The organism is Massilia sp. (assembly GCF_032106685.1).
Taxonomy (GTDB): Bacteria; Pseudomonadota; Gammaproteobacteria; order Burkholderiales; family Burkholderiaceae_D; genus Telluria.
In genome coordinates this window covers 16,157-37,602 of sequence record NZ_DAMCPG010000023.1, presented here as the reverse complement: position 1 = coordinate 37,602, position 21,446 = coordinate 16,157, and the positions used below count along the sequence as shown (strand labels likewise).

Sequence of the window (21,446 nt, the reverse complement as noted above, 5' to 3'; positions counted from 1 at the left end):
ATGGACAGTTTGATCTTGCCGCATTATACAAGCGCCAGGGAAGCACTGATTTATTCTGGCGAGCAGCAAGCGGGCACAAAAAAAATGTGTCCGGCAAGGCGCAAACCGGCGCGATACCGGGGTAGCGCGAGGATGTGCAACGCAGCAGGATGCGTTTTCTCGTGGTCGAGACCGCCGCCAGAATAAATGCGTGCTTCCCTGGGCGGGCCCGGGATGTCGGGCCGCCCGATCCGCTCAGCCGTGCGCGACGTGGGTGTTTACTCTTTGTATAATTCCACGTTTTCCCCTGAATTTCTTTCGATCACTGCATGCACCATGCGTACCCGGTCGCGCCTGCTCCTCCTCGTGCTCTCGGTCCTGGTCCCCTCCTTCGTGGCGGCGGCGATCGCCGTGGCTTACGTCTACCGCGACGCCCGCGCCGTGCAGGACCGGAACATGCTCGATACGGCCCGCGCGATGGCCTTGCTGGTCGATAACGAGCTGGAAAAGAAAGAGGAACTGCTGCGCGTGCTGGCCAAGTCGCCGTCGCTGGCCGCGGGCGACCTGCCCGCGTTTTATGCCCATGCGCGCAGCGTCGTGCCGCCCCCCGAATCGACCCTGATCCTGTTCGCGCTCGACGGGCGCCAGCTGCTCAACACGCGCCGCCCCTACGGCAGCGCGCTGCCGGTCCGCACCAGCTCCAACCTCGGCGCGCTGGCCGAGCGCCTTGGCCTCGACCGCACCCTGGTGTCGGACCTGTTCATGGCGCAGGTCGCCAAACGCCACGACTTTGCGATCCAGGTCCCGGTCAAGATCGACGGCGAGATCCGCTACCGGTTGGCGATGGGCGTCAACGCCAGTTCCCTGCAGCGCCTGCTGGTGCGCCAGCGCGTGCCCGATACCTGGCTGGCGACCGTGATCGACCGCAACGGCATCGTGGTTGCGCGCTCGCGCTTGCCGGGGCAGTACGTCGGCAAGGCGGCGCGCGCCAGCACGCTGCGCCAGATTGCTGGCAAGGATGAAGCCGTTTATGACGCGCTCACCCTCGACAACATGGAATCGCGCAGCTACGCCAGCACGGTGCCGAACGCAGGCTGGAAAGTTTTGCTCAGTATCCCGCGCAGCGAGCTGCGCGCCGCGCCGCTGCGCGCGGCGGCCCTGCTGGGCGGCATGATGGGCCTGCTGCTGGTGCTGGGCCTGGTCGCGGCGCGGCGTTTCGCGCACCGCGCCATCGGCCCGATCGAAGCGCTCGGACGCAGCGCGCAGGCGCTGGGCGAAGGCGGACAGGTCAGCTACCAGAGCGCCAACTGGCTGGAGATCGACAGCGTCGCCCGCCACCTGGCCGAGGCCGGCAAGCGCATCCACCACGCCCAGGCCGATCTGGAAGCGCGCGTGGCCGAGGCGGTCGCCGCCACCGAGCGCGCCCAGCAGGCCCTCCTGAAGAACCAGAAGCTCGAAGCCCTGGGCCGGCTCACCGGCGGCATCGCCCACGAATACAACAACCTGCTGCAGACCCTGACCACCGCCCTGCAGCTGACCAGCTTCGCCACGCGCGGCAACGACAAGGTCCAGAACCTGCTCGACACCTGCAAGCGCACGGTTGCGCGCGCCACCGCCCTGACCGGCCAGCTCGGCTCCTTCGGCCGCCTGCAGACGGCCCGCCTGGCCACGGTCGACGTCTGCGCCCAGCTGAAAAGCGCCGTGCAGCTGATGAAAGGTTCGCTGCAGAGCGACATCGCGGTCGAGGTGCACTGCGCCGAGGACCTGTGGCCGGCCACCTTCGAGCCGCTGCAGTTCGACGTCGCCCTGCTGAACCTGGCGACCAATGCGCGCGACGCCATGCCGGGCGGCGGCACCCTGCGCGTGGACGCCAGCAACGTCGCGCAGGGCGACGGCGGCCCGCTGCCGCGCGGCGACTACGTGCTGGTCAGCCTGACCGACAGCGGCAGCGGCATGACGCCGGAGGTGATGGCGCGCGCGCTCGATCCCTTCTTCACCACCAAGCCGCCCGGCCAGGGCACCGGCCTCGGCCTGCCCCAGGCCTATGCCTTCGCGGTGCAGGCCGGCGGCACCCTGGTCCTCGACAGCATCGCCGGCATCGGCACGCGGGTCGACCTGTACCTGCCGCGCGCGACCGGCACGGCCGCGACGGCCGTGCCGCGAGCCGCCGTCAACGTCGGACCGGCGCGCATCCAGGGCAGCGGCACCGTGCTGTTCGTGGAGGACGATGCGGTGGTGCGCGAGGCGGTCGCGCGCGCCCTGGACGAGAGCGGCTTCGAGGTGATGGTGGCGGAAGACGGCGAAGCCGCCCTGCGCCTGCTCGATGCCGCGGCGCGCCGGCCCGACGTGGTGTTTTCCGATGTCGTGATGCCGGGCCAGGTCAGCGGCATCGACCTGGCCGCCATCCTCAGGCAGCGCTACCCGAGCCTGCCGGTGGTGCTGGCTTCCGGCTACACCGAGCAGCAGATCGCCGTGCCGGGCGTGCAGGTGCTGGCCAAGCCCTACACGATCGAGCAGCTGGTCGCGCTGCTGTCGCGCTCGACGGCCTCGTAAAGCTTCCACGCGGGCGCGTCCTGCGCCGCTCGTCCGCGCCTGGCGCCGTCCGGCACCTTTTTCGCGCGCACTACCCGGCCTTGCCGATACTGGCGGCATTGCGGCGTGCCCGTCACGCCCAAGCCGGGCCGGCGCCTTGCCGGCTTTCCCGAACCCGAACCGGAAGACCGCCGTGCCCCATCGCCCCATCCCTGCCCTCGCCCCCCTCTTGCTGGCGCTTGCCGCGTCCTGCCCCCTTCCCGCCGCCGCCGGCGGCGACCCGCGCGACAACCTGTACCTGGCCGCGAACGGCGCCTGGCTCGACGCCGCCGTGCTCCCGCCTGACCGCGCCGAAGTGTATGGCGCCGACCTGCCCGCCAGCGTCAATGCACGCGTGCGCGCCATCGTCGAGGACCTGCGCAGCCAGGCCCGGCCGGCCGCCGGAACTGCGCCCGACATCGGGCGCAAGCTGGTCGACTTCTACGACAGCCAGCGCGACCTGGCCGCGATCGACCGCGCCGGCCTGGCGCCGCTCCAGGCCCGGCTGGCCGAGATCGACGCCATCGGCACCGCGCAGGAACTGGCGCACTGGCAGGGCCGCGTGCAGGGCATCCTCAAGACGCCGCTGTGGCTGTGGGGAGGCTTCGCCGACTTCAAGGACCCCGGCATCAACCGGGTGCTGGTGATGCAGGGCGGACTCGGCCTGCCCGAACGCGACTATTATCTAAGCGCGGACGCGCGCTTCGCCGCCACCCGCGACGCCTACCGCGACTACCTGGCGACGCTCGCGCGGCTGGCGGGCGAGGCCGACCCGGCGGGCGCGGCCGGGCGCGTGCTGGCGCTCGAGACGCGCCTGGCGCGCGCCCACGTCCCCGCCGCCGAGGCCATGAACCCGGCCAGTGTCCGGTCCCTCGACGCGCGCGCGCTGGAACGCGACGCCCCCGGCCTGGCCTGGCAAGCCTTCCTCGAGGGCGCGGCGATTCCCGCCGGCCATGCGGTCAACGTGGTGCAGCCGGCCGCGGCCCGGGCGGTGGGCGCCTTGCTGCGCGAACTGCCGCTGGCCGACTGGAAGCTGTACTTCCGGCTGCGCCTGCTCGACGTCTCGGCGCCGCTGTTGCCGCTTCAATTCCGCGCGGCCCACTTCGCCTTGCGCGGCAAGGTGCTGGGCGGGCTGGCGGCGCCGCGGCCGCAGGACGAGCGCGCGCTCGACGCCCTGGCCGAGGCGCTGGGCGACGGCCTCGGTGCGCTGTACATGGCGCGCCACTTCCCGCCGGCGCAGAAGGCGCGCGTCGAGGCCATGGTCGAACGCATCCGCCTGGCCGCCCTCGATGCGGTGGACGACATCGCCTGGCTGGGACCGCGGGCGCGCGCCGAGGCCCGCGACAAGGTGAAGCGCATGCGCGCCAAGGTCGGCTACCCGGCCGCCTGGCGCGACTACGGCGCGCTCGAAGTGCAGCCCGGCGAAGCCCTCGGCAACCGTGACCGCGCGCGCCGCCACGAATGGCTGCGCCTGGCGACCCTGTCCGGCACCCCGGTCGACCGCGCGGCCTGGGCCATGAGCCCGCTCGAGCCGAACGCCTTCTACGACCCGATGCTCAACGAGATCAACCTGCCGGCCGCCATCCTGCAGCCGCCCTTCTTCGACGCCGGGGCCGACGACGCGGCCAACTACGGCGGCATCGGCGCCCTGGTCGCGCACGAGATCGGCCATGCCTTCGACTCGACCGGCTCCCAGTTCGACAGCCGCGGCGTGCAGCGCGACTGGTGGACGGCGGACGAACACGCCGCTTTCGAGGCCTTCGGCGCGCGCGTCAGCGCCCGCTTCGATGCGGCCGAGGTGCTGCCGGGGGCGCGCGTCAACGGCAAGCTGACGCTGCCGGAAAACCTGGCCGACCTGATGGGACTGCAACTGGCCTGGCGCGCTTACCAGGCCACCCTCGGCACGCGCCCTGCGCCAGGCGCCGGCGGCCGCGGCGCCGCGCAACGCTTCTTCCTCGCCTACGCGCGTCAATGGGCGGTCAAGCGGCGCGACGAACGCACCCTGCAACTGCTGGCCAGCGACCCGCACGCGCCGGCGCCGCTGCGCGCCAACTTCCCGGCCATGCAGCTCGACGCTTTCCACGAGGCTTTCGGCACCCGCCCCGGCGACGGCATGTTCCTGCCGCTTGAAGAACGCCTGCGCGCCTGGTGAACGCTATACTGCGGCGCTACTTTCCATGAAACAAAGACCGTGATGGGCATCCCGATGGGCATCCGTTTCTTCCCGCCAGACCGGCAGTTCTGGTGCTACCACCTGGGCGCCAGCGCCTTCTGCGCGGCCGTCACGCTGCTGACCATCGTCCTGTGGAGCCCGCTCGTGCCGCAGGACAGCGCGGCGGTCGCCATCTGGCTGCTGCCCTACACGCTGGCGGTGCTTGGCTTTCGCTGGCTGTACAGGCGGCGCGGCTGGAAGGCGCTGCCGATGGGGCGGCTGGTCGCGCTCGCGGTCGCGTATGCGAGCCTGGCGGCGGTGCTGGTGGCCGCCTGCGTGGCCGGCCTCACGCTGCCCTTCACCTGGGACACGCTGTCGGCCTGGTACGCGGCGCGCGGCGCGCCGCTCGCGCTCGGCGACTACCTGGCGCGCACGATCAGCAGCACCGCCCTGCAGGCCCAGGTCTTCCTCTGCGCCTGGATCTTCCTCTACATCAGCTTCACGGGCAGCCGCGACGCCCGTGCGCGCGAACTGGACACGGCGCGCCTGCAGTCCGCGCTGCGCGAAGCCCAGCTGCGCAGCCTGTCGAACCAGCTGAACCCGCACTTCCTGTTCAATTCGCTCAACAACATCCGCTTCATGATCCACGAGGACGCCGGGCGCGCCGACGACATGCTGGTCGGCCTGTCGGAGATCCTGCGCTACGCGTTAGCCGGCGACGAACGGCGCAAGGTGCGCCTGGGCGAGGAGCTGGCGATCCTGGAACGCTACCTGGCGATTGCCGGCGCCCAGCTCGAGGAGCGCCTGCGCGTGGCGATCGACATCCCGGCGCCGCTGCACGACTGCCTGGTGCCGCCGCTGCTGCTGCAGATGCTGGTCGAGAACGCGGTCAAGCACGGCATCGAGCCGCTGCGCGCGGGCGGCATGCTGGCGCTGGACGGCGCGCAGGACGCAGGCATGCTGCGCCTGGCCGTCGTCAACGACAAGCCAGCGGACAAACCGGCGGCCCCGTCGGCGGCGCGCGGCGCCGACGGCGGCCTGGGCATCGGCATGCCCCACGTCGCCCAGCGCCTGGCCCTGCTGTATGGCGGGCGCGCGGCGCACGACGTGCGCGACGAGGGCGGGCGCTTCCGCGTCGACCTGGCGCTGCCGCTGGAGTATGCGTCGTGAAGGCCTTCGTGGTGGAGGATTCGCGCCTGGCGCGCCAGGGCCTGGTGCGCATGCTGGGCGCGCATGCGGGCGTCGAGGTCGTGGGCGAGGCGGACCATCCCGACACCGCCCTGCCCCTGATCCGCGCGAGCCGGCCCGACGTGCTCTTCCTCGACATCCAGATGGCCGGCGCCGATGCCTTCGACCTGCTGGCGCGGCTCGACGACCATCCGCGCATCGTGTTCACCACCGCGCACGCCGAGTACGCGGTGCGTTCCTTCGATTTCGACACGGTCGACTACCTGCTCAAGCCGATCGGCGCCGAACGGCTGGCGCAGGCCATCCGCAAGCTCGAGGCGCGCGCCCTGCCGGCGGCGCCGGACGCGCCCGGCGCAGCGCCGAGGGCGCCGCTCGAAGCGGGCAGCCGCATCTTCATCAAGGACGGCGAGCGCTGCCACATGGTGCCCTTGAGCGCGATCCGCTGCTTCGAGAGCTGCAAGAACCACGTGCAGGTCCATTTCGACGCCACCCATGCCTACGTCAAGAAGTCGCTGGGCAGCGTCGAGGAACGCCTGCCGCGCGACATGTTCTTCCGGGTCAGCCGCCAGCACATCGTCAACCTGGGCGCGATCGCCGCCATCGAGGAAGCGATCAGCGGCGGCTATCTCGTCACCCTTGATAACGGGAAGAAACTAGAGATATCGCGGCGCAACGCCACGCAGCTGAAGGAAACGCTCAGCCTGTGATTCAGGGTGCTGAACCATGCAAAATCCATAAAACGTCGCTTTCAACCCACTCGACCATAAAAAAGTGTGACGAATTGTGCTTCACTATTGTCAACTTTTCCCTATAATAAAAACGCTTTGTTGAGTCCGGCGCTGGCGTCATGCGCACCACACCGAGTAGTAAGGCAAGGCATAACAACAAATATCTTTAGGGGAGTAACATCATGACGAGCGGTACCGTTAAATGGTTCAACGATGCAAAAGGTTTCGGTTTCATCACGCCTGACGGCGGCGGTGAAGACGTGTTCGCCCACTTCTCGGCGATCAACGCGCAAGGCTTCAAGTCGCTGGCCGAAAACCAGCGCGTGACCTTCGAGATCACCACCGGTCCGAAGGGCAAGCAGGCTGCCAACATCCAGCCGCAGTAAGTGTGTCGCCGGCCTTGGCCGGTTCCGCAAAGCAAAGAAGCCAGCGCAAGCTGGCTTTTTTCATGCCTGCGTACGCGTGATCCGGGCTGCCAAACGGTCTTGCGCGTCGTGGTCCCTGTTCTCAAAAACGCACGTTTCGCCTGCATCGGCCGCATTTGTCCTGCAAATGAACCGGTGTCGACGATGATTGAATCGTGCTGCCTGCGTGTGCAGCAATCCCCTGTACCTATACTCCAGAAAGAAGCAAGCGTGACCGGCGCCCCCTTGCCTTCATGCCACTGCTCGTTCCTGAAAGCTTTTTCCACTGTTCGTCACAGATCTGGAGGATAAAATGAAACTAAGGAATTTTTTAAAGTGTGGGCTGGCAGTCGTTGCGTTCGCGGTCACGCTGGGAGGCTGCGGCGGCAGCGACGACGATGAAGATGAAGGCTTCCCGAGCAGCGCAACCATTGCGACGGTCGCGAAGGAGCAAGGGTTCAATGCGCTCCTGGCGGCAGTGACCAAGGCCAGCATCGGCAGCTTCAGCGACCCCAATGCGCAATTGACGGTCTTCGCGCCGACCGACCAGGCGTTCGACACGCTGGCAAAGCAATTGGGCTTTGCCGATGCCACGGCCATGGTCAACGCATTGCCGCCCAATACCTTGCAGAGCATCCTGAACTACCATGTGCTGGGTTCGAAAAAGCTCGCTGCCGATCTCAAGGCAGGCGGGCAGACACAGGCGACCGCCTACACGTTCGAGAATGCGCCCGCCACGCTACGGTTCGATTTCAGCAATGGCGCGAAGATCACCGATGCCGCCTTGACCGTGGCGAATATCGTCACCCCGGATATTCCCGCAGGCAACAGCGTGATCCATGGGATCGACAAAGTGCTCATTCCGCCAGGCGTCCTGAACGTCGTCCAGATGGCCCAGGTCAACCCGCTCTTCAGCTCGCTCGTCAGCGCGCTCGTGCTGGCCGACCTGCAAGGCACGCTCAGCGGCGCCGGACCGTTTACGGTCTTTGCCCCGACCAATGCTGCGTTCGCCGCCGCGCCGCAGAACCTGAGCACCGCTCAGCTGCGCACGGTCCTGACCTATCACGTCGTCCCGGGCCAGGTCCTGTCGACGCAGATCCCCTACGACACGCCGGTGCCGACGGCATCCATGCAAACCATCAGCTTCGCGGCAGGCACGCCGCCGGCCATCCGGGATACGACCTCGACCTTGGCCAACATCGTCGCGGTCGACGTGCGGGCAAGTAATGGCGTCATCCACGTCATCGACAAGGTCCTGATTCCGACCTTGTAGGGTGGACGCGCTTAATTCGCGCAGCCGCAGCTGCCGCTACCGCACCCGCCGCCGCCGCCGCTGCGCGCCGGCGCCGGGGCGCTGCTCGGGTCGCGGCCGCTGTCGCCGGCGTAACCGGCCTTTTCCAGGCGCGCCAGGTAGTCCTTCCACAGCGCGTCGTGCTCGCTGCCCAGCTTGTACAGGTAGGCCCAGGTATAGATGCCGCTGTCGTGGCCGTCGTCGAAGATCGGCTTGATGGCGTAGTTGCCGACCGGCTCGACGCCGGTGACGCCCACCTCGCGCTTGCCGATCTGCAGCACTTCCTGGCCCGGGCCGTGACCGGTCACCAGGGCCGAAGGCGAATACACGCGCAGCAGTTCGAAAGGGATCGAAAAATTGCTGCCGTCGTCGAACGCGATGTCGAGCAGGCGGGATTTCTGGCGGACGGCCAGTTCGGTCGGGTTGGGCATGTCTGTGTTTATCCTTGGTTCATGCGCCGCGCAAAACGCTTGGAAATTGCATCGGCAAGGTCCGGCAGCAGCGCGCGGCGCGCGGCCAGGACGGGTTCTTCAGTCTGGCGCACCGCCGCCGCCCACACGGGCGCCGGGAAGTGCGCGTCGTCAGTGTAGCGCGGGATGACGTGCCAGTGCAGGTGGGGCACCACGTTGCCCAGGCTGGCCACGTTGACCTTGGTCGGTTTCATTACCTCGCGCACGGCCAGTTCGACCTCGTGGACGGCTTCGTTCAGCAGCAGCCGGTCTTCACGCGACAGGTCGCTCATCTCGCGCACGTGGTCGCGCCAGATCACTCGGCAAAAGCCGGGATAGTTGGCATCGTCGACGATGATCACCGACAGCTTGCTGTCGGCATAGACCGGCCTCAAGGCGGCCAGGTCGCACAGTTCGCAGCCCGGTTCGCGGATCGGCGTCGTCGTCATACCAGGACCCTTTCGATGCCGCCGTTGTTGGCGCGCGCCACGTAGTCCGGCAGCCAGTTCTCGCCCAGCAGGTGCTTGGCGATCTCGACGACGATGTAGTCGGCGCTGGTGCCGGCGTCGCCGTTGTAGCGCGACAGGCCCTGCAGGCAGGACGGGCAGCTGGTCAGCACCTTGACTTCGCCTTCGAAGCCGTCGGCGCGCAGCCTGGCCGCGCCCTTCTCGATCTCGCTCTCCTTGCGGTAGCGGACCTGGGTCGCGATGTCCGGACGCGTGACGGCGAAGGTGCCGGACTCGCCGCAGCAGCGCTCGTTCTTCTCGATCTTGACGTTGTCCACGGTCTGCACCAACGCGTTCACGGTCTTGACCGAATCCTGCATCTTCATCGGCGTGTGGCAGGGGTCGTGGTACATGTAGCGGGTGCCGTTCACGCCTTCGAGCTTGACGCCCTTCTCGAGCAGGTACTCGTGGATGTCGATGAGGCGGCAGCCCGGGAAGATCTTCTCGAACTCGTAGTTCGCCAACGAGTCGTAGCAGGTGCCGCACGACACCACGACCGTCTTGATGTCGAGGTAGTTCAGCGTGTTGGCCATGCGGTGGAACAGCACGCGGTTGTCCGTCACCATCTTGTCGGCCTTGTCGTACTGGCCCGCTCCCCGTTGGGGGTAACCGCAGCACAGGTAGCCCGGCGGCAGCACGGTCTGCACGCCCACTTCCCACAGCATGGCCTGGGTGGCCAGGCCGACCTGCGAGAACAGGCGCTCCGAGCCGCAGCCCGGGAAGTAGAACACGGCTTCGGTGTCGGCGCTGGTGGTCTTCGGGTTGCGGATGATAGGAATAACCTTGTCGTCCTCGATGTCGAGCAAGGCGCGCGCCGTCTTCTTCGGCAGATTGCCCGGCATTTTCTTGTTGATGAAGTGGATCACCTGCTCGCGCACCGGCGCCTTGCCGGTGGTCGGCGGCGGCGCCTTGGTCTGGTCCTTGGCCAAGCCCTTGAGCAGGCTGTTGCCCAGGCGCTGGGCCTTGAAGCCGAAGTCGACCATCGCCTTGCGCGTGGCGTTGATGGTGGTCGGGTCGGTCGCGTTCAGGAAGAACATGGCCGCGCGGTTGGCCGGCTTGAAGCTGCGCTTGTCCATCTTGCGCAGCAGGTTACGCATGTTCATCGAAACGTCGCCGAAGTCGATGTTCACCGGGCACGGGGTCACGCACTTGTGGCACACGGTGCAATGGTCCGAGACGTCCTCGAACTCTTCCCAGTGGCGGATCGAGACGCCGCGGCGGGTCTGCTCCTCGTAGAGGAAGGCTTCGATCAGGGCCGACGTCGCCAGGATCTTGTCGCGCGGCGAGTACAGCAAATTCGACTGCGGCACGTGGGTGGTGCAGACCGGCTTGCACTTCCCGCAGCGCAGGCAGTCCTTGATGCTGTTGGCGATCTCGCCGATGTCGCTCTGCTGCATGATCAGCGACTCGTGGCCCATCAGGCCGAAGGACGGCGTGTAGGCGTTGCGCAGGTCGGCGTGGGCGCCTTCCAGGTTCAGGAGCTTGCCCTTGTTGAAGCGGCCTTCCGGGTCGATCCTCAGCTTGTAGTCGCGGAAGTCGCCGATCTCCTCGTCTGTCAGGAATTCGAGCTTGGTGATGCCGATGCCGTGCTCGCCCGAGATCACCCCGTCCAGCGAACGCGCCAAGCGCATGATACGTTCGACCGCCTGGTGCGCGTCCTGGAGCATCGCGTAGTCGTCCGAGTTCACCGGCAAGTTCGTATGAACGTTGCCGTCGCCGGCGTGCATGTGCAGGGCCACGAACACGCGCGAGCGCAGCACCCGCTTGTGGATCGCCGTGCACTCGTCGAGGATGCATTTGTAGGCGGCGCCATTGAAGATCTGGCGCAGCGGCGCACGCAGTTCGTTCTTCCACGAGACGCGCACGGTATGGTCCTGGACCACGTCGAACAGCGTGGCGCCCGGCTGGGTGCCGATGCGCTGGTCGATCACGGCGGAGAGCTGGCCGAGGCCAAGCTCGTCGAGCCTGGCGTGCACGGCGCGCAGCGGCTGGTCGAGGTTCGCCAGCACATAGGTCCAGCGCGCGGCCACCTTGTCCACCAGTTCGACCGCCTGCTGCGGGCGGTCGCCCATGATCTCGTCGCGCGCGACCGTGTCGCCGGTGGCGTCGTCGCTCTTCTCCAGCGGCAGGTTGCCGCCCGACAGATAGGTGCGCAGCTGCTCGGCCAGTTGCAGCTTGTTCTTGATCGACAGCTCGACGTTGATGCGCTCGATGCCGTCGGTGTACTCGCCCATCCGGTTCAAGGGGATGACGACGTCCTCGTTGATCTTGAAGGCGTTGGTGTGGCGCGCGATCGCTGCGGTGCGGGCGCGGTCGAGCCAGAATTTTTTACGGGCTTCCGGGCTGACGGCAATGAAGCCCTCGCCGACGCGGGTGTTCGCGATGCGCACGACTTCCGAGGCGGCCATGGCGACGGCGTTCTCGTCGTCGCCAACGATGTCGCCGAACAGCGCCATCTTCGGCAGCGTGCCGCGCTTGGACTTGGTCGCGTAGCCGACCGCGCGCAGGTAGCGCTCGTCCAGGTGCTCCAGGCCCGCCAGGCGCAAGGTGGCGAATTCGGGCTTGCCGCTCTTCGGCAGGCTGTCGAGGTAATCCTTGATCTCGACGATCGACGGAATCGCGTCGCGCGCCTGGCCGAAGAATTCCAGCGCCACGGTGCGCGTGTACTTCGGCATCTTGTGCAGGATCCAGCGGCTCGACGTGATCAGGCCGTCCGTGCCCTCCTTCTGGATGCCCGGCAGGCCGGCCAGGAATTTATCGGTCACGTCCTTGCCCAGGCCCTCCTTGCGGAACCTGCGGCCCTCGATGGTGAGGGTCTCGGTGCGGAACGGCGCGCCCTTCGGTGCGCCCTTCACCGCCGGATGCGTCCATTCGAGCTTGAAGGTGGCGACCGGCGCGTCGTGGATCTTCGACAGGTTGTGGTCCATGCGCGTGACTTCCAGCCAGTCGCCGTTCGGGTCGACCATGCGCCAGGACGCCAGGTTGTCGAGCGCCGTGCCCCACAGGACGGCCTTCTTGCCGCCCGCGTTCATCGCGATGTTCCCGCCGATGCAGGAAGCGTGGGCCGAGGTCGGGTCGACCGCGAACACGAAGCCGGCCTTCTCGGCCGCCTGCGAGACGCGCTGGGTGACCACGCCGGCGCCGGTGTGGATGGTCGCGTAGTCGCGGGCCACGCCGGGCAGGCGGGTCATCTCGACCTCGCCCAGGGCGATCAGTTTTTCGGTGTTGATCACGGCCGACATCGGGCTCAGGGGAATCGCGCCGCCGGTGTAGCCGGTGCCGCCGCCGCGCGGGATGATGGTCAGTCCGAGTTCGATGCAGCCTTTCACCAGGCCGGCCATCTCCTCCTCGCTGTCGGGAACCAGGACCAGGAAGGGATATTCGACGCGCCAGTCGGTGGCGTCGGTCACGTGCGAGACGCGGTGCATGCCGTCGAAGCGGATGTTGCGCTTGTCCGTGTAGGCGCCGAGCACGGCGCGGGCGCGCTTGCGCAGGTCGTACATGTCGCGGAATTCGCGGCCGAAGTCGTCGACGGCCTTGCGCGCGGCCTGCAGCAATTGCTCGACGGCGGCGCTGCGGGCGGCGGCGGTTGCGGCATCGCCTTCGCTGGCGTCCACCGTAGCATCGGACGTGACCCGGCGCTTCTCGACTTCGGCCAGGCGGTGGTGCAGCGCGTCGATCAGCTTCTGGCGACGCTTCGGGTTGTCCAGCAGGTCGTCCTGCAGGTAGGGGTTGCGGCGCACCACCCAGATGTCGCCCAGCACCTCGTACAGCATGCGCGCCGAGCGCCCGGTCTGGCGCGCGCCGCGCAGCTCGTCGAGCAGCTTCCACGACGACTCACCCAGCAGGCGGATCACGATCTCGCGGTCGGAGAACGAGGTGTAGTTGTAGGGGATTTCGCGCAGGCGTGCCGGCGCGTTGTCGGCGAGGAGGGTGTGGATTTGTGCTGGGGCGTTCATGGATGAGATGAGGTTGGACTGGCCCGAAGGACAATCATTCTAGCTTATTGCGGCGCACAACGCTGGGTTAGGGGGATTTGCCGCGGAAGGCGCAAGCAACAAAATATGCACAAGGGCCTGTCTATGCAAATTTCGTTTGCATGGACAGCCTTACTGGCATCGAAAATGTGCCGTTGAACAAGCCCATCCGAATCGCATCGGGTATGCAACCGACGCGACCAGGATCAACCGGTGACCTGCGTAACCATGTCCCCGATCTGCTTCCAGAACCCGTCCGGTATGTACAGCAGCGCCGCCGTCATGGTGAGATAGCGCGCGAGCTTGCCGATGGCCATGTACATCACGCTCGGCCAGAACGGCAGGTGCAGCCAGCCCGCCAGCGAGCACAAGGGGTCGCCGATGCCCGGCAGCCAGGACAGCAGCATGGTTTTCGCCCCGAAGCGGCGCAGCCAGCCGAACCAGCGGCTCTGGCGCTCTTTCGCAAACGCGATCTTCGCCCGGTAGCCGATCCCGTAGTTCAGCACCCCGCCGAGCGTGTTGCCGACGGTGGCGACCAGGATCGCCGGCCAGAACATGGCCTCGTTGGCCTTCACGACGGCGAACACGGCCGGCTCGGAGCCGAGCGGCACCAGGGTGGCGGAGACGAAGGAGATGACGAAGACCGACGTGAGCCCGACTGTGGGAGCGGCGAGGACTTTCAGCAGCCAGAGGACAGCGGTTTCGATCATGGGAGAACGTGAAGTCGGAGCTGTCCATTATAATGAGGAAAACCCATCGCTTCGACACGATACGACGAGCCTGCGACCCAGCGCTTCGTATCGGCTGCACGCCTCGGCCACCCACGCCGGGAAACACAGTCTCGCGTCACCGGAACCAGGACACTGGCTTTTTCATTCATCCCCTCCGACCATGACCACCGACTACCTGAAGAAAATCCTGACCGCCCGCGTCTACGACGTCGCCCAGGAAACCCCGCTCGAACTGGCGCCGACGCTGTCGCAGCGCTTCGCCAACCGCATCTATTTCAAGCGCGAGGACATGCAAAGCGTGTTCAGCTTCAAGCTGCGCGGCGCCTACAACAAGATGGCCCACCTCTCGCCCGAAGCCCTGAAGCGCGGCGTGATCTGCGCCTCGGCCGGCAACCACGCCCAGGGCGTGGCCCTGTCGGCCGCGCGCCTGGGCTGCCGCGCCCTGGTCGTGATGCCGACCACCACCCCGCAAGTAAAAATCGAGGCGGTGAAGGCGCGCGGCGGCGCGGCGGTCGAGGTGGTGCTGCACGGCGACTCCTACACCGACGCCTACAACCACGCGATCCAGCTCGAACGCGAACAGAAACTGACTTTCGTGCACCCCTTCGACGACCCCGACGTCATCGCCGGCCAGGGCACCATCGCGATGGAGATCCTGCGCCAGCACTCGGGCCCGATCCATGCGATCTTCGTGGCGATCGGCGGCGGCGGGCTCATTTCCGGCATCGGCGCCTACGTGAAGGCGGTGCGGCCCGACATCAAGATCATCGGCGTGCAGACCATCGATTCGGACGCGATGGCAAAGAGCCTGAAGGCGGGCGAGCGCGTGACCCTGCCCGACGTCGGCCTGTTCTCGGACGGCACCGCGGTGCGCCTGGTCGGCGAAGAGACCTTCCGCGTCGCGAAGGAAGTGGTGGACGAAATCATCCTGGTCGACACCGACGCTATCTGCGCCGCGATCCAGGACGTGTTCCAGGACACCCGCAGCATCCTGGAACCGGCCGGCGCGCTGGCGGTGGCCGGCGCCAAGGCCTACGTCGAGCGCTCGCAGATGAGCCGCCAGCCGGTGAAGAACGAGACCCTGGTGGCGGTCGCCTGCGGCGCCAACATGAATTTCGACCGCCTGCGCTTCGTCGCCGAGCGCGCCGAGCTGGGCGAGGCGCGCGAGGCCGTGTTCGCGGTGACGATCCCCGAGCAGCGCGGCAGTTTCCGCCGCTTCTGCGCGCTGGTCGGCCCGCGCAACGTCACCGAGTTCAACTACCGCATCAGCGACGAACGCCAGGCCCACGTGTTCGTGGGCGTGCAGGTCGGCAGCCGCGGCGAGTCAGGCCTGCTCGCGCGCACCTTCGAGCAGCACGACTTCCGCACGCTCGACCTGACCCACGACGAACTGGCCAAGCTGCACATCCGCCACCTGGTCGGCGGCAAGAGCACGCTGGCCCACGACGAGCTGCTGTACCGCTTCGAATTCCCGGAGCGCCCCGGCGCCCTGATGCGCTTCCTGGACAGCATGGCGCCGAACTGGAACATCTCGCTGTTCCACTACCGCAACCAGGGCGGCGACGTCGGGCGCATCCTGGTCGGCCTGCAGGTGCCGGCCGAAGAGATGGACGAGTTCAGGCAGTTCCTGGCGACGCTGGGATACCGGTATTGGGACGAGAGCGCGAATCCGGTGTACAAGCTGTTTCTTTGAACCGGCACTACGCATCGACCCGTAGGGTGGGCGGCTCCACCCGAAGGTGTGCGTGACGGCGGCCTCTACGCCGCCCACGCGTTCAACCGACGCTGGATATGCCGCGACGGCGCGCGCGTGCGTTGAACGCGTGGGCGGCGCACACGCTGCCTCATCATCGCCTGCCGGGTGGAACCGCCCACCCTACCGTCCCGCGCCACCGTCTCTCATGCCTATCCGTTATCACAACGGAACGAACACCCCGTACGCCCCACCGAAACGCCCACCCATCCGCAGAAAGGTGTACGATACGCGGCTTTGCCGCACCGGTCCGGCATCCGACCGCGCATGCATCAAGAGCTAGTGCGCAGCGCCAACTCATCGAGACCAGATCATGAACAATACACCCGATCAATCGCCACTCGGCAAATCCTCCGCCTACCAGACCCAGTACGCTCCCGAGCTGCTGTTCCCGATCCCGCGCCAGCAAAAGCGCGACGAGCTGGCGATCAAGGGTACGCTGCCCTTCTTCGGCGTGGACATCTGGAATGCCTATGAGTTGTCGTGGCTGAACATGCGCGGCAAGCCGCAGGTGGCGATCGCCACCATCAGCGCTCCGGCCGATTCGCCCAACATCGTCGAGTCGAAGTCGTTCAAGCTGTATCTGAACTCCTTCAACCAGACCCGCCTGGCGAACACCGACGCCCTGCTGGCGCTGCTGCGCGACGACCTGTCGAACGCCTTCGGCGCGCCGGTCCACGTCGCGCTGACCGAGCCGGACAACTTCGGCAAACTGAAGATGGGCGAACTCGAGGGATTTTCGCTCGACCGCCTGGACATCGACATCGACGCCTATTCGCCGGCGCCCGAACTCCTGAGCGCGAACTTCGACGAGGCCCCGGTCGAGGAAACGCTGGTGTCGCACCTGCTGAAGTCGAACTGCCTGGTCACCGGCCAGCCGGACTGGGGCAGCGTGCAGATCCGCTACGCCGGCCCGCAGATCGACCAGGAAGGCCTGCTGCGCTACCTGATCGGTTTCCGCGAGCACAACGAATTCCACGAACAATGTGTTGAACGCATCTTCATGGACATCCTGCGCCAGTGCAAGCCAAGCCAGCTCGCGGTCTATGCGCGTTACACCCGCCGCGGCGGCCTCGACATCAATCCCTGGCGCGCCAACTTCAGCACCGGCCGCCCACACAACCTGCGCGGCGCACGTCAGTAATAATGTGTGCCTTTACAGCCACAGTTACTGACGAAAAAACAACACTTGTTTGAGACCTCGGGTTTTCGGGAAGCGCCCCCAAATACGAGGAAAAGACGGCGAAACGGGGTTCCGGCCCCGGTTTCGTCCAGGGGATCGAGTTTTTCGTAGCGGAAATTGCGTTGGGCCTTGCGAAAGCGCAAATACTGCTTCGCACACGACCCGATGAGGGCTCGAAACCGGTCCGTGACAGGGGTAGGATACCGACGCGAAATCGAATTACAGGCCAACGGAACCGGCCTATAATTCTGCTCCGCAAGTCCGCCGCACCATCCAGAAGCGTGTTATGACCAATCTTAGCAAAATCCTCTCGCTCGAAAACGTCCAGCTCGACATCGAAGTGTCGAGCAAGAAGCGCGCCTTCGAACAGGCGGGACTCATTTTCGAGAACAACTGCGGTATCGCGCGCTCGACCGTGACGGACAACCTGTTCGCACGAGAGCGCCTCGGCTCCACCGGCCTGGGCCATGGCGTCGCCGTACCGCACGGACGCATCAAGGGCAGCAAGAGCCTGAAGAACCCGATCGCGGCCTTTGTCCGCCTGTCCTCGCCGATTCCCTTCGAGTCGCCGGACGGCCGCCCGGTCAGCCTGCTGTTCTTCCTCCTGATCCCGGACCACGTGACCCAGCAGCACCTGGAAATCCTGTCCGAGATCGCCGAGCTGTTCTCGGACGAGGCGATCCGCAATGCGCTGGCCACCGACCCCGATCCACGCTCGGTGCACGAACGCATTATCAACTGGCAACCCAGCTTGCAGGCCTTGGGTTAAACTGGGGGGTTGATTCCCCCTAGGACCGCGTGCCATGCTGCAGACTCCGCTCACCATCCAAAGGCTGTACGACGATAACCGCGACAGCCTGCAACTCGGCTGGTTCGCCGGCTTTCCCGGCGGCGAGCGCCTGATCTCCGGCGATGTCGCCTCGGCCGCCGACCAGGTCGGCCACCTGAATTTGATCCACCCGGGCCGGATCCAGGTGTTCGGGCACCAGGAACTGAATTACTACCACCGCCTGAAATCGAGCTCGCGCACCCACGTGATCGGCGAGCTGATCGGCGGCGGCCCGCCGGCCCTGATCATCGCGCAGGGTCTCGAAACCCCGCCCGACATCCTCGCCATCTGCGACGAGCAGAACATCCCGCTGTTCTCGACCCCGCTGCCGGCGGCCCAGGTGATCGACTTCCTGCGGGTCTACCTCTCGAAGAAACTGGCGCAGCGCGTCATCATGCACGGCGTCTTCATGGACGTGCTGGGCGTGGGCGTCTTGATCACGGGCGATTCGGGCCTGGGCAAGAGCGAACTGGGCCTGGAATTGATCTCGCGTTCGCACGGTTTAGTCGCCGACGACGCGGTCGAGTTCTCGCGCATCGCGCCGAACATGATCGAGGGCCGCTGCCCGCCGCTGCTGCAGAACCTGCTGGAAGTGCGCGGCCTGGGCCTGCTGGACATCAAGGCGATCTTCGGCGAGACCGCCGTGCGCCGCAAGATGCGGCTGAAATTAATTGTTCATTTGGTCAAGCGCGGCGTGCTCGACGAGGAAGTCGAGCGCCTGCCCTTCCACTTCCCGACCGAGGAAGTGCTGGGCCTGCCGATCCGCAAGGTCGTGATCCCGGTCGCGGCTGGCCGCAACATCGCGGTGCTGCTCGAGGCCGCGGTGCGCAACACCATCCTGCAGCTGCGCGGCATCGACACCCTGCAGGAATTCATGGAGCGGCAACGGCAAGCGATGAGCGGCGACTGATTTTTCACCTCTAATTTTTAACCATTAACTCGCGCGATTTGCCGGCATATCCCTTGAACGTTCGATATGTATCCACCCCGGCGGCGACAAGGTCGTACTGTTGCGGTATCATCGGGCCATGCACATCGTACTCATTACCGGCATCTCCGGCTCGGGCAAATCGGTTGCCCTGAACGTCCTCGAAGACGCGGGCTACTACTGCGTCGACAACCTGCCGCCGGCCCTGCTGCCGCACCTGGTCAAGACCGTCGACGCCCAGCAGACCGCGAAGCTGGCGGTGGCGGTCGATGCGCGTAGCGCCGAGTCGCTGGTCGAACTGCCGATCAACATCCGTGCGCTGAAAGAAGAAGGCCACGAGCTCAAGGTCATGTTCCTGACCGCGAGCACGCATTCGCTGGTCGCGCGCTTTTCCGAAACGCGCCGCAGCCACCCGCTGTCGCACCAGCTGCGTCCCGGCGAAAACCCGGCTTCGCGCCGTACCCTGATCGAGTGCATCGCCGAGGAGCGCGAGCGCCTGGCGCCGATCGAGCAGCTCGGCCACGTGATCGACACCTCGGAAGCCTCGGCGAATAAACTGCGCGCCTGGATCAAGGAACTGGCGGAAGTGAAACACGCGCCGCTGACCCTGTTCTTCGAATCCTTCGCCTTCAAGGTCGGCGTGCCGCTCGACGCCGATTTCGTGTTCGACGTGCGCGCCATCCCGAATCCCTACTACGATTTGTCGCTGCGCCCGCTGACCGGCAAGGACGCCCCGGTGATCGCCTTCCTCGACGCCCAGCCGAGCGCCACCGAGATGCTGGAAGACATCCGCAAGTTCGTCGAAAAGTGGCTGCCGTCGTTCAAGACCGACAACCGCAGCTACCTGACGGTGGCCGTCGGCTGCACCGGCGGCCAGCATCGCTCGGTGTACATGGCCGAGCGCCTGGCCGCGTATTTCGGCGAGACCGAACGCGTGGTCCTGCGCCATCGCGAGCAGTCGTAAGCGCATTTCGTAGGGTGGGCGGCTGCACCCTTGCAACCAAGGTAGACGCGGCTTGTGCGCCGCCCACGCGTTCAACGCACGGATGAGTGACCGCGCGGCATTGCATGCGCCAGTTGAACGCGTGGGCGGCGCATGGGCTTCGTGGTCGCGGTCCGCAGGGTAGAGCCGCCCACCCTACGGGCAGGCGCTCAATCGAGATGCCGCAACGGATGCGCGCACGCCGGCCACACCGGCTCGAAGAAGCGCTCCACCATCGCCGGCGTCACCTCTTCCAGCGTCGCCGGGTTCCACTTCGGCGCATTGTCCTTGTCGATCACTAGCGCGCGCACGCCCTCCAGCACTTCGCCGTGCTCGAAATTGCGGCGCACCAGCGAGCGCTCCATGCGCAGGCAGTCGGCGACATCCATTGCGGCGCCGCGCACCAGCATTTCGCGCGTCACGCACATCATCAGGGGCGAACGCTGGCGCATCGCGGCCAAAGCCTTCTGGGCGAACGGGTTTTCGTCGCGCGACAGCGATTCCATGATCGCGGCGACCGACGCGGCGCCGAAATGGGCGTCGATCGCGGCGCGCTGGGCCTGCAGTTCACTGGCGCCCACTTCACTCGCGAAGCCGGCCGCAAAGCCACGGATTGCGTCGGCCAGTTGCGCGCCGGGCGTCGATTCGATCAAGGCCGTCAACGCGCCCAGCTGGGCGCCGGGCACGTACACGTCCGCCAGGCCCACATACAAGCCGTCGGCCGCGCCGATGGTCAGTCCAGTGAGGCCGAGGTAATTGCCCAGCTGACCAGGCGCGTGCGACAGGAAATGGCTGCCGCCGACGTCCGGGAACAGGCCGATGTTCACTTCCGGCATGGCCATCTTGGTGCGGTCGGTCACGATGCGCAGGCCCGTTTCCGGACCGCCCTGGGCGATGCCCATGCCGCCGCCCATGACGACGCCGTCCATGATCGAGACATACGGCTTCGGATAAAAATGGATCAGGTGGTTCAGCGCGTATTCTTCGGTGAAGAAATCCTCGAGCAGCGCGCTGCCGCCCATCGGCGTCGCGTGGCCGGCTTCGTGGAAGAAGCGGATGTCGCCGCCCGCGCACAGGGCTTTTTCGCTGCTGCTGGTGATCACCACCGCGTCGACGTTGGCGTCGTCGCGCCAGGCCAGCAGCACCTCGGTCAGGCGCCGCACCATCTCCAGCGATAACGAGTTCAAGGCTTTCGGACGGTCGAGGGTGATCGTGCCGGTGCCGTTGGCAACGCGGGTCAGGACGAAATCGGTCATGGTTCGGTCGTGGTCGAAAAAACATCCATTCTACCGAAGCTCTTCGCCCCTGGGGTATTGACGTAGCAGCAAGAAATGAAAAGGGCGCCATGTGGCGCCCTCGTTCAGACGGTGCTTGCCGGCCTGTCAGGCGACGGCTGCCTCTCCGCCTTCAGGGCGGCGCTTGAGCGCCTCGTGACTATGATTCTGCAGGATGGTTTTGTATTTCATCACCTGCCGATCCAGCCTGTCCATCAACAGGTCGATCGCCGCGTACAGGTCTTGCGCAACGCTTTCCACGTGTACGGTCTTGCCGGACATGCGCACATTAATCTCGGCTTTCTGCCTTTTGTCTTTTTCGGTGAGATTGTCGATGGCGAGGATCACGTGGGAGTCGATCACTTGATCGAAATGGCGGGTAATGCGTTCGAGCTTGTTCTGTACGTATTCACGGATGGCGGGGGTAACGTCGAGGTGGTGGCCGCTGATGGTGAGATTCATACACACTCCTTTGAAGATGTGGCGGCTGCCGCGCCGCGCCGCAAGGAAGCGCGAGGGTG

General features: G+C 66.3%; 17 protein-coding genes. 11 read left to right on the top strand and 6 right to left on the bottom strand.

Annotated elements, in window-relative coordinates:
* Window positions 1-315: 315 nt before the first annotated feature.
* The 6 genes from RT688_RS13980 to RT688_RS13955 all read left to right on the top strand — a co-directional run bounded on the left by RT688_RS13980 (window position 316) and on the right by RT688_RS13955 (window position 8,295).
* Complete coding sequence (locus RT688_RS13980; RefSeq protein ID WP_313705461.1) at window positions 316-2,532, top strand: response regulator; 2,217 nt, start codon at window positions 316-318, stop codon at window positions 2,530-2,532.
* A gap of 172 nt (window positions 2,533-2,704) precedes the next feature.
* Window positions 2,705-4,702, top strand: coding sequence for a M13 family metallopeptidase (locus RT688_RS13975; RefSeq protein ID WP_313705460.1), 1,998 nt, complete (start codon window positions 2,705-2,707; stop codon window positions 4,700-4,702).
* Window positions 4,703-4,744: 42 nt separating this feature from the next.
* A complete protein-coding gene (locus RT688_RS13970; RefSeq protein ID WP_313705491.1) occupies window positions 4,745-5,872 on the top strand; it encodes a histidine kinase in 1,128 nt (375 codons plus the stop codon).
* Window positions 5,869-6,597 carry a LytTR family DNA-binding domain-containing protein gene (locus RT688_RS13965; protein ID WP_313705459.1) on the top strand — a complete coding sequence of 243 codons (729 nt, stop codon included), beginning with the start codon at window positions 5,869-5,871 and terminating at the stop codon, window positions 6,595-6,597. Before RT688_RS13970 ends, RT688_RS13965 begins: the two co-directional genes overlap by 4 nt.
* Window positions 6,598-6,800: 203 nt before the next feature.
* Complete coding sequence (locus RT688_RS13960) at window positions 6,801-7,004, top strand: cold-shock protein (protein WP_182990774.1); 204 nt, start codon at window positions 6,801-6,803, stop codon at window positions 7,002-7,004.
* 331 nt (window positions 7,005-7,335) lie between these two features.
* Window positions 7,336-8,295: a fasciclin domain-containing protein gene (locus tag RT688_RS13955; RefSeq protein ID WP_313705458.1), complete on the top strand. Its 960-nt coding sequence runs from the start codon at window positions 7,336-7,338 to the stop codon at window positions 8,293-8,295.
* Window positions 8,296-8,306: 11 nt separating this feature from the next.
* On the opposite strand, the gene RT688_RS13950 is transcribed toward RT688_RS13955, so the two are convergent.
* From RT688_RS13950 to RT688_RS13935, 4 genes are all read right to left on the bottom strand, one after another.
* Entirely contained in the window at window positions 8,307-8,744 is a 438-nt protein-coding gene (locus RT688_RS13950; RefSeq protein WP_313705457.1) for a DUF971 domain-containing protein, read from the bottom strand.
* Between the two features lie 8 nt (window positions 8,745-8,752).
* The gene (locus RT688_RS13945; protein WP_313705456.1) at window positions 8,753-9,211 is read right to left on the bottom strand and encodes an HIT family protein; all 459 of its coding nucleotides are present in this window, start codon (window positions 9,209-9,211) and stop codon (window positions 8,753-8,755) included.
* Window positions 9,208-13,227, bottom strand: coding sequence for an FAD/FMN-binding oxidoreductase (locus RT688_RS13940; protein WP_313705455.1), 4,020 nt, complete (start codon window positions 13,225-13,227; stop codon window positions 9,208-9,210). The genes RT688_RS13945 and RT688_RS13940 overlap by 4 nt, the downstream gene beginning before the upstream one ends.
* A 224-nt stretch (window positions 13,228-13,451) precedes the next feature.
* The gene (locus RT688_RS13935) at window positions 13,452-13,955 is read right to left on the bottom strand and encodes a YqaA family protein (protein WP_312551102.1); all 504 of its coding nucleotides are present in this window, start codon (window positions 13,953-13,955) and stop codon (window positions 13,452-13,454) included.
* 181 nt (window positions 13,956-14,136) lie between these two features.
* On the opposite strand from RT688_RS13935, the gene ilvA reads away from it, so the two are divergent.
* The 5 genes from ilvA (at window position 14,137) to rapZ (ending at window position 19,633) form a co-directional block, all read left to right on the top strand.
* Window positions 14,137-15,669 carry a threonine ammonia-lyase, biosynthetic gene (ilvA, locus tag RT688_RS13930; RefSeq protein ID WP_313705454.1) on the top strand — a complete coding sequence of 511 codons (1,533 nt, stop codon included), beginning with the start codon at window positions 14,137-14,139 and terminating at the stop codon, window positions 15,667-15,669.
* 373 nt (window positions 15,670-16,042) lie between these two features.
* A complete protein-coding gene (gene queF / locus RT688_RS13925; protein ID WP_313705453.1) occupies window positions 16,043-16,873 on the top strand; it encodes an NADPH-dependent 7-cyano-7-deazaguanine reductase QueF in 831 nt (276 codons plus the stop codon).
* 325 nt (window positions 16,874-17,198) lie between these two features.
* Complete coding sequence (locus RT688_RS13920) at window positions 17,199-17,681, top strand: PTS sugar transporter subunit IIA (RefSeq protein ID WP_312551095.1); 483 nt, start codon at window positions 17,199-17,201, stop codon at window positions 17,679-17,681.
* 34 nt (window positions 17,682-17,715) lie between these two features.
* Complete coding sequence (gene hprK, locus RT688_RS13915; protein WP_229437698.1) at window positions 17,716-18,651, top strand: HPr(Ser) kinase/phosphatase; 936 nt, start codon at window positions 17,716-17,718, stop codon at window positions 18,649-18,651.
* Window positions 18,652-18,769: 118 nt separating this feature from the next.
* Window positions 18,770-19,633 (top strand): RNase adapter RapZ, encoded by an 864-nt coding sequence (gene rapZ / locus RT688_RS13910; RefSeq protein WP_313705452.1) that lies wholly within the window; start codon window positions 18,770-18,772, stop codon window positions 19,631-19,633.
* A 188-nt stretch (window positions 19,634-19,821) separates the two neighbouring features.
* Here the strand turns inward: rapZ and RT688_RS13905 are convergent, their stop codons facing one another.
* Complete coding sequence (locus tag RT688_RS13905; protein WP_313705451.1) at window positions 19,822-20,907, bottom strand: enoyl-CoA hydratase/isomerase family protein; 1,086 nt, start codon at window positions 20,905-20,907, stop codon at window positions 19,822-19,824.
* Between the two features lie 126 nt (window positions 20,908-21,033).
* Window positions 21,034-21,387, bottom strand: coding sequence for a ribosome hibernation-promoting factor, HPF/YfiA family (gene hpf, locus RT688_RS13900; protein WP_312550893.1), 354 nt, complete (start codon window positions 21,385-21,387; stop codon window positions 21,034-21,036).
* Window positions 21,388-21,446: the final 59 nt, after the last annotated feature.